13 protein-coding genes and 2 pseudogenes are annotated in these 15,764 nt (G+C 54.4%); 7 read left to right on the plus strand and 8 right to left on the minus strand.

Annotated elements, in window-relative coordinates; all coding sequences use genetic code 11:
• The first annotated feature begins 4 nt into the window (after positions 1–4).
• Positions 5–1,999, plus strand: a complete 1,995-nt coding sequence (locus tag WFO70_RS05780; protein ID WP_337015097.1) for a TonB-dependent receptor domain-containing protein — start codon at positions 5–7, stop codon at positions 1,997–1,999.
• Between the two features lie 99 nt (positions 2,000–2,098).
• Positions 2,099–3,280 carry an aminotransferase-like domain-containing protein gene (locus WFO70_RS05785; protein WP_337015099.1) on the plus strand — a complete coding sequence of 394 codons (1,182 nt, stop codon included), beginning with the start codon at positions 2,099–2,101 and terminating at the stop codon, positions 3,278–3,280.
• Positions 3,281–3,318: 38 nt separating this feature from the next.
• Here the strand turns inward: WFO70_RS05785 and WFO70_RS05790 are convergent, their stop codons facing one another.
• Positions 3,319–4,155, minus strand: a complete 837-nt coding sequence (locus WFO70_RS05790; protein WP_337015101.1) for an alpha/beta fold hydrolase — start codon at positions 4,153–4,155, stop codon at positions 3,319–3,321.
• A 73-nt stretch (positions 4,156–4,228) separates the two neighbouring features.
• Complete coding sequence (locus WFO70_RS05795) at positions 4,229–5,620, minus strand: MFS transporter (RefSeq protein ID WP_337015103.1); 1,392 nt, start codon at positions 5,618–5,620, stop codon at positions 4,229–4,231.
• Between the two features lie 126 nt (positions 5,621–5,746).
• Here WFO70_RS05795 and WFO70_RS05800 point away from each other — a divergent pair, with 126 nt between their 5' ends.
• A complete protein-coding gene (locus tag WFO70_RS05800; protein WP_337015105.1) occupies positions 5,747–6,655 on the plus strand; it encodes a LysR family transcriptional regulator in 909 nt (302 codons plus the stop codon).
• A 44-nt stretch (positions 6,656–6,699) separates the two neighbouring features.
• On the opposite strand, the gene WFO70_RS05805 is transcribed toward WFO70_RS05800, so the two are convergent.
• On the minus strand, positions 6,700–7,677 hold the full coding sequence (locus WFO70_RS05805; RefSeq protein ID WP_337015107.1) for an NAD(P)H-dependent flavin oxidoreductase: 978 nt from the start codon (positions 7,675–7,677) through the stop codon (positions 6,700–6,702).
• Positions 7,678–7,827: 150 nt separating this feature from the next.
• On the opposite strand from WFO70_RS05805, the gene WFO70_RS05810 reads away from it, so the two are divergent.
• The 3 genes from WFO70_RS05810 to WFO70_RS05820 all read left to right on the plus strand — a co-directional run bounded on the left by WFO70_RS05810 (position 7,828) and on the right by WFO70_RS05820 (position 10,982).
• Positions 7,828–8,724, plus strand: a complete 897-nt coding sequence (locus WFO70_RS05810; protein ID WP_337015108.1) for a LysR family transcriptional regulator — start codon at positions 7,828–7,830, stop codon at positions 8,722–8,724.
• Between the two features lie 20 nt (positions 8,725–8,744).
• Positions 8,745–9,365 carry a histidine phosphatase family protein gene (locus WFO70_RS05815; RefSeq protein WP_337015109.1) on the plus strand — a complete coding sequence of 207 codons (621 nt, stop codon included), beginning with the start codon at positions 8,745–8,747 and terminating at the stop codon, positions 9,363–9,365.
• A 393-nt stretch (positions 9,366–9,758) separates the two neighbouring features.
• Positions 9,759–10,982, plus strand: a complete 1,224-nt coding sequence (locus WFO70_RS05820) for an MFS transporter (protein WP_337015110.1) — start codon at positions 9,759–9,761, stop codon at positions 10,980–10,982.
• A 78-nt stretch (positions 10,983–11,060) separates the two neighbouring features.
• On the opposite strand, the gene WFO70_RS05825 is transcribed toward WFO70_RS05820, so the two are convergent.
• The 5 genes and pseudogenes from WFO70_RS05825 to WFO70_RS05845 all read right to left on the minus strand — a co-directional run.
• A complete protein-coding gene (locus WFO70_RS05825; RefSeq protein WP_337015111.1) occupies positions 11,061–11,378 on the minus strand; it encodes a YebG family protein in 318 nt (105 codons plus the stop codon).
• A 75-nt stretch (positions 11,379–11,453) separates the two neighbouring features.
• The gene (locus WFO70_RS05830) at positions 11,454–12,707 is read right to left on the minus strand and encodes an MFS transporter (RefSeq protein ID WP_337015112.1); all 1,254 of its coding nucleotides are present in this window, start codon (positions 12,705–12,707) and stop codon (positions 11,454–11,456) included.
• Positions 12,708–12,954: 247 nt separating this feature from the next.
• A pseudogene (gene dapF / locus WFO70_RS05835) lies at positions 12,955–13,814 on the minus strand (diaminopimelate epimerase).
• Positions 13,815–13,862: 48 nt separating this feature from the next.
• On the minus strand, positions 13,863–14,930 hold the full coding sequence (locus WFO70_RS05840) for a bifunctional transcriptional activator/DNA repair enzyme AdaA (protein WP_337015113.1): 1,068 nt from the start codon (positions 14,928–14,930) through the stop codon (positions 13,863–13,865).
• Positions 14,931–14,943: 13 nt separating this feature from the next.
• Positions 14,944–15,045, minus strand: a pseudogene (locus WFO70_RS05845) (isocitrate lyase/phosphoenolpyruvate mutase family protein); the annotation flags it as partial.
• Between the two features lie 161 nt (positions 15,046–15,206).
• On the opposite strand from WFO70_RS05845, the gene WFO70_RS05850 reads away from it, so the two are divergent.
• Positions 15,207–15,755, plus strand: coding sequence for a GNAT family N-acetyltransferase (locus tag WFO70_RS05850; RefSeq protein ID WP_337015114.1), 549 nt, complete (start codon positions 15,207–15,209; stop codon positions 15,753–15,755).
• The last annotated feature ends 9 nt before the right edge of the window (positions 15,756–15,764 follow it).

Raw genomic sequence — 15,764 nt, forward strand, 5'->3', positions numbered from 1 at the left:
TGTTGTGATAAAGCAAACACGCATGGCCGTGGCGGTTTCGCTCGCCCTGGCTAACCTGCCGGGGGCGGTTTTCGCCGCAGAAAACACCGCCGTTAACGAAGATGAACTGGTCGTCACCGCGACCGGTTTTAGCCAGGAACGCCGCGAAGCCCCGGCAACGATCTCCGTGGTGAATGAAAAGGAGCTGAACACCCGCTCGAATCAGAACGTCACCGAAGCCCTGCGCGAAATGCCGGGGTTGTTGGTCGGTAACGGTCACGGCAGCCTGGCAACCGGCGATGTTCAGATGCGCGGGATGGACTCCACCTACACCTCGTATATGGTGAACGGCATCAAGCAGGCGACCCGTGAATCCCGCCCGTATGGACACCATATCGGTACCGAAGCGGCCTTTATGCCGCCGCTTGCCGCCATCGAGCGAATCGAGGTGATCCGCGGGCCGATGTCCTCCCTGTATGGCTCAGACTCTATCGGCGGGGTGGTCAACGTGATCACCAAAAAGTCCTGGAACCTGGAGAAGTGGACCGGCGTCCTGGAGGATAACTACTTCCTGCAAGAGAAGAGCGAATACGGCAATACCAACCAGACCAATGCCTTTGTGATGGGGCCGGTGATCCCGGGCAAGCTCGGTGTCAGCCTGGCGGCGGATTATCTTGATCGCCGCGACGATGACAGTATCAATGATGAGCGCTTTGTGAAGCATCAGTCCGGGAATCTGGATGCGACCATTTCCATGTCGCCGACCGATACCCAGCTCTGGGATCTGAATGCCACCAAAGGCAACCAGGAGAAGACCCATAACCACAAGCAGTGGTACTGGGGCTTCGACCGGGATGCGGCCTCGCTGTCACAACATGCCTGGTATGGCGACATCCTCGAAGTGAAAAACTTCGTCAGCTACGAAAAAGCCAAAACCGAGTATCGCGTTCCGGGAATGTCATCGCAGTTTATTACCCAGAAGAACTACGAAGCCAACAGCGCCAATATCTTTACCCTGGGCGATCATAAGCTGACCCTGGGGGTGAACTTTACCCGCAACGAACTGGATGATGAGTTCGGCATTAAAGATAAGGAAGCGCCTGGCGTCACGCCGGTGAGCGAGATAACGCGCGACGGCTGGGCGGTGTTTGCCGAAGATGCCTGGATGATCGTGCCGGACTTCACCCTGACCACCTCGGCGCGTCTGGACCATGACAGCTATTTCGGTTACCACGTCACGCCGAAACTCTACGGCAACTGGACCATTGATGAGAACTGGGCGCTGAAGGGCGGCGTTTCGGCTGGCTATAAAAAGCCGGATCTGCGCCAGAATAACGAAGGCTTCACCAGCGTGTATGGCGCTTATCCGTACTCTGAAATCGGCATCGGTAATGACGACCTGAAGCCGGAAGAGAGCGTCAACACCGAGCTGGGCATCTACTGGCAGCAGGACGCGCTGGCGCTGGATGCGACGCTCTTCTACACCAAATTCAAGAACAAAATCAGCGACCATCTGATTTGTACTGCGTCGGACACGCAGAAGTGTAGCTACAACGGCTATGTCGCAGATACCGTCTTCCAGTATGCCAACGTCAGCGATGCGCAGATCTACGGTCTGGAGCTGAACGGCGACTGGCAGGTCACCTCCGCCCTGAAAGCCAACGCCAACTATACCTATACGCACAGCGAACAGCAGAGCGGAGAGTATAAAGGCTATGCCCTGAGTGATTTCCCGGAGAGTATGGCCAACGTCTCACTGACCTGGAACGCGGTGAACGATCTGGAGCTATGGACCAAAGCCAGCTGGCGCAGCTCGTCGCCGGACATCGGCAAATCCAGCGAAACGGAAGCCTGGGCGCTGGTCGACCTGGGCGCGCGATACCATCTGAACAAGAACGTGACGCTGATGACCGGCATCTATAACCTGTTCGATGCCAACCCGATCTACCGCACCTCTTACAACCAGTCGTCAGTGCTGGAAGGTCGCCGCTATAACTTCGGTGCCCGTATCGAGTTCTGATCCCTCTGCCGGAGCCTGCGGGCTCCGGTCTCTGCGGCTGGTTAAAACCTTCAACATGTGATACTTAAACTGGGATACAACAAACCAGGATAATAAAAAATGTCGCAGAACAAAATTGCCCACAAAGTACAAAACCTCCAGTCATCGGCGATCCGAGAATTATTAAAACACAGCAAGATGGAAGGGGTGATTTCACTCGGCGGGGGCATTCCCAACCCGGATCTGTTCGATCGTGAAGGGCTGGAGCTAGCTATGGAGAAGGTGCTCTCCAGCACCTGGAAAGAGGCGTTTCAGTACGGTCTGAGCGAGGGCAGCCCGGCGCTACGCGAGGCCATCTGCCAGCTGCTGAGCGGCAGGGGGATCCGCTGCGGCGTGGACGACCTGGTTGTCACCTCCGGCTCCCAGCAGTCGCTGGATATTCTGGCGCGGGCGCTGATTAATCCGGGCGACATCGTGGTCGTTGAACGGCCAACCTATCTCGCTGCGCTGCAGGTTCTGCAGTTAGCGGAGGCTAACCTGATGTCGGTGGGTACCGACGGCGACGGGATGATCATTGATGAGCTGGAAGCGCTGGTTAAGACCACGCCGGTCAAAGCCGTCTATATCGTCCCAACGTTCGGCAACCCGGGCGGCGTCACCCTGGCAGAGCAGCGCCGCAAGCAACTGGTGGCGTTATCCCAGCAATACGATTTTGTCATCATCGAAGACGACCCCTATGGCGAAATCAACTTCACCGACCAAACCTTCACGCCACTCAAAGCCTGGGCGGACGAGATGGGCTGTGGCGATAACGTCATTTACACCTCCACGTTTTCAAAAATCCTCGCGCCGGGCGCCAGGGTTGGCTGGTTAGTGCTGCCGGACTGGATTAAGCGCCAGGTGGTGATCCTCAAACAGGCGACCGACCTGCACACCAGCTCGTTATCCCAGTCGCTGACGTATCACTACCTGGAGAGTGGCCGCCTGGCCGGGCAGATCGACCTGATCCGCGAAGCCTATAAACACAAATGCCAGATTCTGTGCCAGCACGTGGAAAGCGAACTGAGCGATCATCTGACCTTCCACAAGCCGATGGGCGGCATGTTCCTGTGGGCCAGATTCAAATACGAGATGAACACGACAGAGTGGCTGAAAAAGACGCTGAACAACGGCGTGGTCTATGTGCCTGGGGAGTTCTTCTACTGCAACGCGCCGGATCATGCCACGCTGCGCATGTCCTACGTCAGCGTCACGGACGAGAATCTGAAAGAGGCGGTGGCGCGGTTAAAAGCCTCGCTGTAAGTTCCTGATGCGGGTGGCACAAGCCACCCGTTTTTACGTCAGCTGCGAATAAATTCCAGCAGATCCTTATTGATCGCATCGGCATGCGTGGTGTGCATCCCGTGAGGATACCCCGGATACACCTTCAGCGTGCTGTTGCTGAGAAGTTCATCCTGGAGCAGGCTGGCATTCTTGTAAGGCACAACCTGATCGTCATCACCCTGCAAAATCAGCACCGGAAGGGTGATCGCCTTCAGATCGGCGGTCTGGTCCGTTTCTGAAAACGCCTTAATGCCTTCATAGTGCGCCTTCGCGCTGCCAGTCATTCCCTGACGCCACCAGTTCTGGATCGTGCCCTGCGAGATTTCAGCCCCGTCACGGTTAAAGCCGTAGAACGGACCGCTCGCCACGTCGAGATAGAACTGCGCCCGGTTGGCGGCCAGCGCCTGACGGAATCCATCGAACACCTCAATCGGCGTGCCGCCCGGATTGTCCGGGGTTTTCACCATCAATGGCGGTACGGCGCTGATCAGAACAGCTTTCGCCACGCGGCCCTGCGGTTGTCCATATTTCGCCACGTATCGCGCCACCTGGCCGCCGCCGGTGGAGTGGCCGACGTGCACTACATTGTGCAGATCCAGATGTTCAACCACCGCGTCGACATCGGCGGCGTAGTGGTCCATATCATGCCCGTCGCTGACCTGATCGGAGCGGCCATGACCACGGCGATCCGAGGCGATGACCCGGAAGCCTTGCGCTAAAAAGAACAATAACTGGTTATCCCAGTCATCGGCGCTTAATGGCCAGCCGTGGTGGAAGAAGATAGGTTGTGCATCTTTGGGGCCCCAATCTTTATAGAAGATACTGACATTATCTTTTGTGGTGACAAATGACATGATAGACCTCTCGGGGAGTAAAAAAACCTGAGTGAATGATTAACCTGGTGAAGACGTACAGCCGCTAAGAAGTCTAGTTGAGATAGTTAACGGCTGCCTGCGTTTTGCGCAGCCGGCTCAGGCTAAACAGCACCGATGCGACAGAGGCGGCGACGGCGACCCACAGGGCAGCATGGATCGTCTGGCCGGTTGTCGTCGACATAACGGAAAGCAGGATCCCCACCACGGCGGCACCCAGGCATTGCCCAAACGTTCGCGCGACAGACAGGATCCCCGAGGCATAGCTGGCATTCTCGCGGGAGACATTCGCCAGCATCTCCCGGTTGTTGGGGCTCTGAAAACAGCCAAATCCGATACCGCACACCAGGCTACGCAGGCAGATATCCCACACGGCAGGCGCGGCGGGCAGCATCGCCAGCAGGACCAACCCGACGACAAAAATAGCCAGCCCAAGGGTGGAGATCAGCGGCGCAGAGATCGTATCGGCCCAGCGGCCCGCATGGGGCGCAATCAGCACAATGCCAATCGGCCAGGGAATAAACAGCAGCGCAGAGACGACAGGGCTGTAGCCATACACGCTCTGAAACAGAAAGGGCAGCGCGATAAAGGTGATGCCCTGGCTGATAAATGAGGCCAGCGAGGTTAAGGCTGCGAGCGTAAAACGCCCATTTTTGAAAATAACCGGAGGCAGCAAGGGGGCACGGGCGCGGCGGATATGCCAGATAAATAGCAGAGCGCTGAATATGGCGAGCAGCCCCCAGCAGACAGCCGCGAGGTTCGCGCTGTTCACCGCCATAATCATCGCCCCCAGCAGCATCGCCGATAGCACCGCCCCGCAGGTATCAAACGCCGCGTGACCCGAGGTTAACTTTCCGGGTAATGCCCTGGCGGCCAGCACCAGCGCCAGCGTTCCCGGAATAATGTTAATGGCAAACAGCCATTGCCAGCTGAGGGTGTCGAGGATAGTGCCACCGAGCACCGGGGCAATCGCCGTACTGGAGGCGATCAGCAGAGCATGCAGGCCCAGAACGCGGCCAAGCAGGCGTCCCGGAAAAACGGAGCGCAGGATCGCCGGGGCAATACTCAAGGTGGCCGCGCCGCCGATCCCCTGCACGATGCGCATTCCAATGAGAATATCCGGCGTTGTTGCCAGCGCACAGCCCAGCGATGTCAGGACAAATGTCGTCAGACCCGCCAGAAAAATGGGCCGCGTTCCATAGCGGGCCGCGAGGGAGGCGAAGATAAGCAACGTCATGGCCGCGGAGAGCAGATAACCGTTGGCGAACCAGACGGCGTGACTGGCAGGCACCTGCATCGCGTGCGCCATCGAGGGCAGAGCAATGTTGATCATGGTGCCATCGAAGACGCCCATGAGCGTGGTGATCATGACTGCGATCATAACCCGGGCGCGCTCCCGGCCTGGCAGCCCTTCGTCACCGGGTTGGTTTGAAAATAGCGTGTTCATCCTGACTCCTGAGGAGGGTGTTTTAATGACAAAACTATAATCGTGGGGTATAGAGTGCGGAAGATGCAGCGTTTACACTTAATCATTGCGTCGAACGCCTTATCTGAATTCACCCCGAGGTTTATGATGTCCGATCCTGATTTTAACTTGCTGGTCGCGCTCGACATCCTGCTGGCAGAGGCCAGCGTTGCAGGTGCCGCGCGACGCTTAAACCTCAGTACATCCGCCATGAGCCGTACCCTCAGCAGGCTACGGGAGGTGACGGGCGATCCGATCCTGGTGCGGGCAGGTCGCACCATGGTGCTGACCCCCTGGGCGGAAGCATCCCGGGACCGCGCCCGCAATGCGGTGCATGAGGCGAGGGCGGTGCTGCAACCCTCACTGGAGACGCTGAAGGTCGAAAATCTGGCGCGGCTTTTTACCATCAGAGCCAACGATGGATTTGTCGTCGCGTTTGGCCCGGCGCTGATCGCCGCCGTGGCGGAAGCGGCACCTGACGTGTGTATCCGCTTTGCACCGAAACCGGAAAAAACGTCGCGCTATCTGCGTGAGGGTCTGGTCGACCTGGAGATTGGCGTGCAGAGCAATATGGGCCCTGAAATTCGCCTGCAGCGGCTCTTTCAGGACAGGTTTGTCGGTGCGGTTCGCAAGACGCATCCCCTGGCGACGTTACCGCAGATCGGCGTAGAGGATTATACCGCCTGGGGCCATGTGGTCGCCGCGCCCGACGGATCCTTACACGGCTTTGTGGATGACGCGCTGGCAGAGTCGGGCATGAAACGTAAGGTGGCAAGCGTGGTGCCAGGCTTTCCGACGGCATTGTCCGTGGCGCTGGCGTCCGATCTTATTGCCATGGTGCCCGCGCTCTATTTGATCAATCAGCAGATGACGGAGCAACTGCATGTTTTTGAATTACCTTTTAAAACCCGGACCATCACGGTTTCGCAGATGTGGCATCCCAGAATGGAAAAGGATCCCGGCCATCGCTGGCTGAGAGAGAAGATTAAAGCGGTGTGTCAGACGGCGGGTGGGTGAAACTGCGCTCCGAATGGCAACCAGGCTATCCGGAGCGCTATCCTTTATACGTGCAGTTCTGCGACGACCTCGGCAACGCTTTTCACGCGGCGAATGCTGCCGATGCCTGTGCCGAGAGAGATATAGCCCTCGTCAGTATTGCCTTCAAGCATTCCCAGGCGCAGACCGCGTAATCCGCCCATCACCTTCGCCAGCTCTTCCTTACTGGTGCCCGCCTTATCCAGCGCAACCAGTTTATCGGCGAGCTTACCCGGCAACGAACGGTAGTAATCGGGAAGGGTGCGGAACAGGCGCATATCCAGCCCGTTCGCGGCGATAATTTTGTCTTTTACTGATTGCGGTACGCGGCTTTCAAGCGTGCTGATAAATACCGAGCCGGCAAACACACCCTGTGCGCCCAGGGCATGTGCGGCTCTGGCGGTTCGGTTGTCGGTTATCCCGCCCGCGGCCATAACCGGGACATTTTTCACCGCGTCGGCAATCAGCGGCACAATGGAGAAAGTGCCCAATGCGACGCCGGGCAAGGTGCCGCCTTCATCAAACCCCGTCGCCACAATGATATCGGCCCCGGCGGCTTCCGCGAGTCGGGTGTTTTCCGGAGAAGGGTTGATATCCCGGAAGATGATTTTGATCCCTGCGGTTTTCAGCTCATCAAACAGGGCAGGGATAATGGAACCTTCGCCGTAGCCAGTGTAGACCACTGCATGCACAGCCTCCTCTTTGATGACGTTGAGGATGGACGGTGTCCAGATGTCATTTTCTGCCGTCGGGATCAGATTGACGCCAAAAGGTTTCTCGGTGAGCATTTTGGTTTTGCGGATCTCTTCGCGCATTTTCTCGGCTGTCGCTTCCGGCGTTGAGACCGCCGTTTCGGCCGTTAATCCGGCATTGGGTCCGAGTACTCCCAGACCTCCGGCGTTACTTACCGCCGCCACCAGACGGGCATCGGTGAGCCATGACAGAGGCCCCTGAATGACATTTTTTTCGATACCCAGAATATGACTAACACTCTGATTTTGCATGAGACATTTCCTTTAACAAAGACGGTTCGTAGACCGGAATAGCCTGAGTCTACTCGCCGCTTTTGTTCTGAAAAATAGCGAATATCCTTCATCACTTTTACAAAATCAGTAACAATGGGCGTGTTATTCATTTCGGGATATAGGCGTGCTATGCAAATCAACGTGTACGAACTGATGCGGATCTTTATTGAGATCGTCGAGTCAGGCAGTTTTTCCCAGACGTCAGAAAACCTGCAAATTCACCGGCCCGCAGTGACCAGAGCGATCAAACAGCTGGAGCAGCACACGGGGGTGCGTTTGCTGCACCGTACAACCCGGCGAATCACCCTGACACCCGAAGGGGAAGAGTTTTACCGCAGCAGTAAGCCCTTGCTGGAACAAACCGATGCTTTATTAGGCTCTTTCGTCGCGGGCCGTTCATTATGCGGGCAGCTGCGTGTGGATATGCCCGTATCGATTGCCGCAATGCTGGTTGTACCCAGGTTGCCGGATTTCTATCGCCATTATCCCGGGATTGAAGTGGTGCTCAGCAGCTCCGATCGGCGTAAAGATATGCTGCGTGATGGCCTGGACTGCATCGTCCGTGTCGGTCCGCTGGAAGACGGTGACTATGTGGCTCGCTCGCTGGGTAAGATTAAACTGGTCACCTGCGCCAGCCCGGCATACCTTGCGGAGTATGGGGTGCCTGAAACGCTGGACGATCTGCAGCATCACCAGGGCGTGAACTGGTTTAACATTAACAGCCGACAAATTATGCCGTGGGTGTTTCAGTCGCCGTCTGGCATTGAGGAACTTAATCTGCCGGGCAAACTGGTACTGGATAATTCAGAAGTCTACATTGCGGCGGGTCTGGCCGGGCTGGGGTTATTGCAGGGCATGGATTTCTTTTTACGCCCGTACATCAATAACGGACGTCTGGTAGAAGTGTTGCCTGGTCATCCGGTTCCGGCGCGACAGTTGTCCGTGCTTTATCCACACCGGCATATTTCACCGAAAGTGCGGGTCTTTACGCAGTGGCTTGAGACGGTGTTGAAGGCGTATACCTAAAATTGGGGCAGGGTGGATGAATGAAAGTGATACTGGTGCGGCACGCGGAAACAGAGTGGAATGTGCGGGGAATTATTCAGGGGCACAGTGACAGCGCGTTAACCCGTCACGGATTGCATGAAACATCGGCCTTACTGGCCGCGCTTGCAGCAAGTGATTACCGGGTCGAAAGTGTTTACGCATCTCCGCTTGGCCGTGCATGGCAAATGGGCCAGAGCCTGGCTGAGGGCTTTCGCTGCCCATTGACGGCAGAACCCGCTCTTACAGAGCAAGCCTTTGGTCAGTTTGAAGGAGTGTCATCAGAGCTGCTCATCCAAAACTATCCAAACGATGCCCGTGCATTGTTCGAACTTGATGCAGCGTATTGCCCACCGGGTGGTGAATCTCTCGCGCAGGCTTCTCAGCGGGTGATGTATTTTTTACATCACCTGGAATCAACATCACATCATCAAACAATTTGTATTGTGACTCACGGGCATGTCAGTCAGGGCGTTCTGGCGATTCTTAAAGACGGGACTATCGATAATTTCCCACGATATGCACAACCCAACGCGAGTTACTCGGTGTTCGATCTGATAAACGGGAAATGTACCGATGTCAGATGGGGAATTGCCACACACTTGCTTCAACTTCGTTGGTGAACAACACGAGAATGAAAACTCCTCTGTGATAAATGGCTGGACAGGAAAGGGAAGGTTGTGGTGCACGCGTATTGGGTTGTCTGCATAAGGATATGGGACAGGATGGTGTCGGTACAAATATCGCATTTAACATAATATACATTATGCGCACTTGAGGAATAATACCTCAAATCCACAGTCCATATCTGACCAAACTGACTCGTTTGCTTTACAGCCTCACCACTGCGGCTACTGCTTTCAAAGCGATGATTATCATAAAGCTTCCTTTATCCTCTGCATGACGTAATGCTACAGGCTATGATTATGGGCCTGGGCCTCCCTCATAATTCCGGAAACTCTAAATAATGATTCTCTACTGGTCACCTGCCGATCCTGCCCGCAAGGGATACCTGTATGACTGATGCACATCAGGCTGGCGAAATGATCAACCGGTCTGCCAGAAATAGCTGGCTGATCGTTGCTGCCCGTTTCATCTCTGACTTCGGCGCATTTTTAAATATGGTGGCGTTATCCACCTATGTTTACCTGCTAAGCCAAAGTGTGACGCAAGTGAGTATTTTTCTGGCGTGTCGCGTTACCGGAGGAATTTTAGCAAGCGTGTTTGGCGTCCCTTACTTCAGACGCTTCAGCGGGCGCTTGCCCCTGGTCATACTTGATATTGTTCGCGCTGCGCTGCTGGCACTGTTATTAATTTTCCCCTCTGCCATACAACTTTATCTTTTGCCTTTTATCGCTCTGGGAATTGGTATAGGCAATTCCATGTTCGCAATTGGGCTAAACAGCCAGTTACCCTGGTGGGTGGATGATTCCCGCCGGGTTGCAACGAATGCCTGGTTGACTTCAGCCTCTGCGACGGGAGCTGTGACAGGAAGCATGGTGTCAGGTATTTTGCTGGCGACAAAAGGTTATGAGCTGGTATTCGTCACCAATATTCTCACCTATCTCCTCGCCGGTTTATGTATTCTGCCTTTACGCTTTCTGATTACCCCCGCGGGAGCTGAGATAAAAAATCAGCGTAAAGAATGGGCTAATCTTGTTAAAGGGCTACGAGCCGCACCGCTGATGGCCGGAATGTTGTTGATAACAATGGCGGATACTCTCGGCAGTGCTGCCCATAACGTAGGTTTTCCCATTATTTCAGAGCTTCTGACGGCTGACGCGCCAGGCAAAACGATGGGGCTTCTGCTGGCCCTCTGGGCCGGTGGTAAATTTGCCGGAGCCAGAACGTCGAATTACTTTTTGCTTACGCGTGGGATACGAAATGAGCGTCTGTTTTTTTATGGCGTGGCCTTGATGTCCCTGGGGTTTATTTTCACTTTCCAACAAAATACCGTTTCTCTGGCGCTATTTTTTATTTTCTTCGCGGGTATTGGAGATGGACTTGCGGATGTCAGTCTGATTTCGCGGATCCAAAGCGAAGTTGAATCTTTACGACTGCCTGTTTTTAGCTTGATGACGCTGTTACAGATGACAGGATTCGGGGTTGGAATGTTGATAGTGGCCCCCTTTTATCTCTGGTTTGCTCCCTCGGTGGTTATTATTATTTTTCACGGGATCCCTTTACTGACGTTGATCTGCGTAGGGATATACAGCCGACGGAAACCGTCCTTACGTTAGGTACGGACTTGAACATAAAAAAGCCGCGAGCAGTTTCCCACTCGCGGCGACAGAATCAGTGATGATGTGTTCCGGCAATCAGGCGGCTTTTACCGCTCTGATTTTTTTACTGCTCTCAGCATCTGACTCTGTTTTCTCTGTTGCAGTGGCGGCATGAGGATCAGGGAGCTTGCTGGTACGCAGAATATGCTGCACGGCCTCTTTCTGCTCGGCGAGATACAGCCCGAGGTTCTCAGCCTGCGTCTCATCCATCTGCATTTCGCTTTGCAACAGCCAGTCGGTGAACGCTTCTGCCAGGTCGAGCAGTTTGTCGTGCGCGTCAGCCTCTTTCTTACTGGCAAATGTCATTTTCTCTTCACCTTTTCTTACGACAACAAATTTTGTTTCAACAGCCATTATGCACCCCCGCACTGTAATTATATACAGTATAGCAGTTCCGGCGCAGTGTTGCAGCCTTAATGTGCGTCGATGTTATGCCTCCTGCAAACGCGCCAGCATCTTGAGCCTGCAGACATAAATAATCGCGCACAGCAGCAGACTGAATAGTGCCGTGCAGATAAATACGCCCGCCCCGGTCGTGGCCAGCATCACGCCACCGATTAACGGCCCGACAGCGACCCCCAGCGTCGTCAAGGTTGAAGCCCCCAGATAAGCACCGCGATGCGCTGCCGGGGCTAACTGATCGAGCAAAATGTTCAGGTTCGGCATCAGAATCGCCTCCCCCATGCTAAAGATGGCCGTGACCGTCAGCCATGCCCAGATTTCCGTTGATCGGGTGGCAAAAAAGCACAGCTGCGACAACGCGAAAATGGCACCGCCGATCAGTATGCGTTTCGGCAGGTTGATCTGCGCCAGAAAGCGCATGATAAAGCTCTGGAACACCAGCACGGTACAGGCGTTGGTAACCAGTATCAGGGTGATCAGCTTAACCGCCGCGTTGCCGTCAAGTGACATCAGATACTGGGGTAACACCGCTTCGTAATGGATAAAAACAACGCTGCACAGAATGCTGCACAGCAGTGCCGCGATGTAGATCCTGTCCCTGGCGATAATCCCCATCACCTGGTGTAGCTTTATCGCAGGGGCACCGCCGCCCTGCTCTTCGCCCAGCAATTTACCCGCCGGAATAAACAGCAGCACGTAGACGAAAAATGGCAGATAGGTCAGCCCGGTGATCAGGAAGGTCCCCTTCTGGGATGTCAGGCCAAAGACGAGCCCCACCAGCGGGCCGAACACCGCCGCGACGTTGATCAGGTAGTAACGCATTTGCAGAGCAAGCGCACGACGGCGTCGGTCGCCCAGCAAATCGCTCATCAGCGCACGCACCGGAGGATCCACCCACGCAAAACATACGCCGATGATCATCAGCCCGGTAATAAACAGCCCCATCCCGGAGGCCTGCGCCAGAATGGTATATCCCACAGCGGAAAACCCGCAGCCCAGCAGAAGAATGATCCGCCGTCCCAGCCGGTCCGAAATCTGCCCGCCATACATACCGAGCACCACCGATAAAAGTGCGCTACTGGTCATCGCCACGCCAATGGCAATCGGCGACATATGATAATTTTGCGTCATGATAACGGCGATAAACGGCCATGCCATGAAATAGCTGAAGCGCACAACGAAAGTAAAAAAGAGCAGCGCATGAACCGTCGCCGGGAAAGTTTTTAACGTCTGAAAGAGACCCGGAGCCGCACTCACTTCAGCGGCGGGTTTTGTCGTCATAAGTCATCCTAATGATTATTTTTATTAAAATATCGTTTCGCTATTAATAATAAACGACTAAATATTAATAAGATTATTCAGTAGCGGCTGCAATATAAATGTTAAATAAATGTATAATTTGCCAGCTTATGATGTGAGGACTACGGGTCGCAGAGAAATATAAAGGAAAGAAAGTATCAGGCCACAAAATGCAGTTGTTAATACTAAAAAACCGGCAACCCATTGCAGGCTGCCGGTCTGAGCGTCTTTACAGGCTGCGGGGATCATACCCACCAGCAAAACAGTCTTCGTCCAGCGTCAGGCTACCAATTTTATGTACCGGACCACTCATGCTGACCTGAAAATCCTCACTGAAAGTGATTAGCAGCTGTCCACCCGGCATAATCACCTTAACCCGATTGTCGACCCGATCGAGTTTGCGCATTACGCTGGCCGCCGCGCAGCTACTGCTTCCGGATGCCATTGTAAAACCGGCGCCCCGCTCCCAGATACCGATACGCAGCGTGTTGCGATCCACCACCTCCACCAGCTGGACGTTGGTGCGTTTTGGAAACACGGGATGGCTTTCGATTTGCGGCCCTAAGCAGTGAACCTCCGCCAGGTCGAGCTTATCCACCAGCACGACACAGTGCGGATTACCCATTGAAACCAGCGATACCAGTCGGGTTTCATCCGCCAGCGTCAGGGATAATTCAACGCTTCGGGTTGTTCAATCAGGGCGGGCAGCGCCGCCGGACTGAACTTAGCCTGCCCCATCTCCACCGTAATATGATGAGGATCGTCATGGACCCGGCAATGCACGTCCCCGCCCGCAGTGTGCACTAAGAAGGACTCATGTCCAACGCGGCCGATATCAAAAAGATAACGGGCATAGATGCGCAGACCGTTACCGCTTTTCTCAGCTTCTGAACCGTCCGGATTGATGATTCGCAACGTGGGCGCGTTTAGATCGCCACTGTCGATAAGCAGCCCGTCAGAGCCAATCCCATAGTGGCGATGACATAAGGTACGGATCTGTTCGTTACTTAGCTGTTCGGCGACAGAACGGTGGCACACCAGGTAATCATTACCGAGGCCGTGATATTTATGGAATAGCAAAGGCGTCATGGAGAGGGTTCTGAATTTGATTATTTAACAAATACATTACCGTATTTTTCAGCCCGCGGAACCAAAAAGTGAACGCTGCTTTCGTTCATGTTCAATCAGCCATTCTTTACGGGCGATCCCTCCGCCGTAACCGGTCATCGCCCCCTCTTTGCCAATAATCCGGTGGCATGGAATGACAATGGCTATCCGGTTGGCACCATTTGCCGCGGCCACCGCGCGAACGGCAGCGGGTTTCCCAATCTGCCCGGCCAGAGACTGATACCAGGAGGTTTGCCCATAAGGAATGTCGCGTAGCGCCTGCCAGACGGCACGCTGGAAATCAGTGCCGGGCGCATCGAGCGTCAGCCCAAACTCTTGGCGCGTACCGGCGAAATACTCGCCGATCTCTTTTTCCGCCTGTCGGGTGTGACTATTTTCTCCCGACATGATCCTCGCTTTTAACCGTCGCTGGAGATCGCGAAACTCCGTCTCCAGCATACGACGATCGGTAAATTCCAGCAGACAAACGCCCCGTTCCGTAGCGCATACAAACATGGGGCCAAGCGTGGTGGTGAAACGGTGAATGACGATCACCCGGGTCTGTTCAGTTGGCGCAACGCCGGTAAGACGCTTACAGGTATAGCCAAAGCCGCTCAATGATTCATAACCACTGTCAAAAGCGACATCGGTGGCGTTACGTCCCCCTTTTAACTCCTGCAGGGCAACATTTACCCGCTGCATTCGTTGAAAGGCCTGAAAGGTAATACCGTGGTGTTGCAGAAACCAGCGCCGCACCCGCTCGGGGCTGATGTCATGACTTCGTAGGGCTGTATCACTTATCCGGGCTTTGGGATCTGCGCGAACAAGCTCAAGCGCCTGTTCAATGAATGACGGCGCACTGTGGGCGTTTTCCGTGGGTCGACACACTTTACAGGGGCGATAACCGGCATCGAGCGCAGATTTAAAATCTTGATAAAATTCGACGTTTTCACGTTTCGGTTTCCGCGCCCGGCATACGGCAATACAGAATACCCCTGTCGTTTTGACGCCAACGTAAAACACCCCCGTATACCCGGGATCACGTTCAAGTAATGCCTGATACCAGAGATCGCACTGCTTAATATCAAGCACTTTCATTAGCAAAGACCTCTGCAAGATACCCTGCCTGGTGCGCAGCTATTGCACTGGCCGCATCCCAGACATTCGCGATAAGTAAGGGGGTGTCCTGATGGTGAAGTTCAGCGAAGGTCATGATTATCTCCTGTAGTAAGGTACAGGATGAATCTAGGGTATTCGAGGAACGTCTCACAACCGAAAATTGGACAACCATTTTTTAGCAAGGCAAAGGGTAACTGGTATTTGACCTTATTATCAGTACAATAAATGTGACCACAATGTTAATGAGATATAGAAATGAAGTTATTTTCCACCGAGCGTACGGACGTCTGGCTGCTGACGCCCGATCTTGCAGACAGTTTCCAGCTTTTCCTGCTGGAAAACCGATCGCATTTCGCCCCCTTTGAGCCCTTGCGTGACGAGGACTATTTCACGCTGGACAATATCAGCCAAAGACTGCTGAGCGCCCGGAACGATTACGACGCGAGAAAGTGTCTGCAACTGGTGTTCACGCTAAAAGGCGAACATACCCTCATCGGCAGCATCAATTTCACTAACTTTATCTTTGGCGTTTTCCAGGCGTGCTATCTCGGCTTTTCGCTCGATCGGGCTTATCAGGGAAAAGGACTCATGCACGAGGCGCTCAGCAAATCGATTGACTATGTCCATAAAACCTATGGTTTCCACCGCATCATGGCAAACCATCTTCCGGACAACGCCCGCAGCAGTAAGACCCTGGCGAGTCTGGGCTTTGTGAAAGAGGGGTATGCGCAGTCGTATCTCAAAATAAACGGGGTATGGCAGGATCATGTGCTCAACTCACTGGTTCTGCCAGACGTTGAGTGACCGGGGTAA

This window comes from Leclercia sp. AS011, assembly GCF_037152535.1.
Lineage (GTDB): Bacteria > Pseudomonadota > Gammaproteobacteria > Enterobacterales > Enterobacteriaceae > Enterobacter.

Coding starts and splice junctions, on each gene's coding strand:
- WFO70_RS05805 (WP_337015107.1), bottom strand. CDS start 7,677: ATGCAAAATCAGAGTGTTAGTCATATTCTGGGTATCGAAAAAAATGTC.
- WFO70_RS05790 (WP_337015101.1), bottom strand. CDS start 4,155: ATGTCATTTGTCACCACAAAAGATAATGTCAGTATCTTCTATAAAGAT.
- WFO70_RS05815 (WP_337015109.1), top strand. CDS start 8,745: ATGAAAGTGATACTGGTGCGGCACGCGGAAACAGAGTGGAATGTGCGG.
- WFO70_RS05785 (WP_337015099.1), top strand. CDS start 2,099: ATGTCGCAGAACAAAATTGCCCACAAAGTACAAAACCTCCAGTCATCG.
- WFO70_RS05840 (WP_337015113.1), bottom strand. CDS start 14,930: ATGAAAGTGCTTGATATTAAGCAGTGCGATCTCTGGTATCAGGCATTA.
- WFO70_RS05800 (WP_337015105.1), top strand. CDS start 5,747: ATGTCCGATCCTGATTTTAACTTGCTGGTCGCGCTCGACATCCTGCTG.
- WFO70_RS05825 (WP_337015111.1), bottom strand. CDS start 11,378: ATGGCTGTTGAAACAAAATTTGTTGTCGTAAGAAAAGGTGAAGAGAAA.
- WFO70_RS05820 (WP_337015110.1), top strand. CDS start 9,759: ATGACTGATGCACATCAGGCTGGCGAAATGATCAACCGGTCTGCCAGA.
- WFO70_RS05830 (WP_337015112.1), bottom strand. CDS start 12,707: ATGACGACAAAACCCGCCGCTGAAGTGAGTGCGGCTCCGGGTCTCTTT.
- WFO70_RS05795 (WP_337015103.1), bottom strand. CDS start 5,620: ATGAACACGCTATTTTCAAACCAACCCGGTGACGAAGGGCTGCCAGGC.
- WFO70_RS05810 (WP_337015108.1), top strand. CDS start 7,828: ATGCAAATCAACGTGTACGAACTGATGCGGATCTTTATTGAGATCGTC.
- WFO70_RS05850 (WP_337015114.1), top strand. CDS start 15,207: ATGAAGTTATTTTCCACCGAGCGTACGGACGTCTGGCTGCTGACGCCC.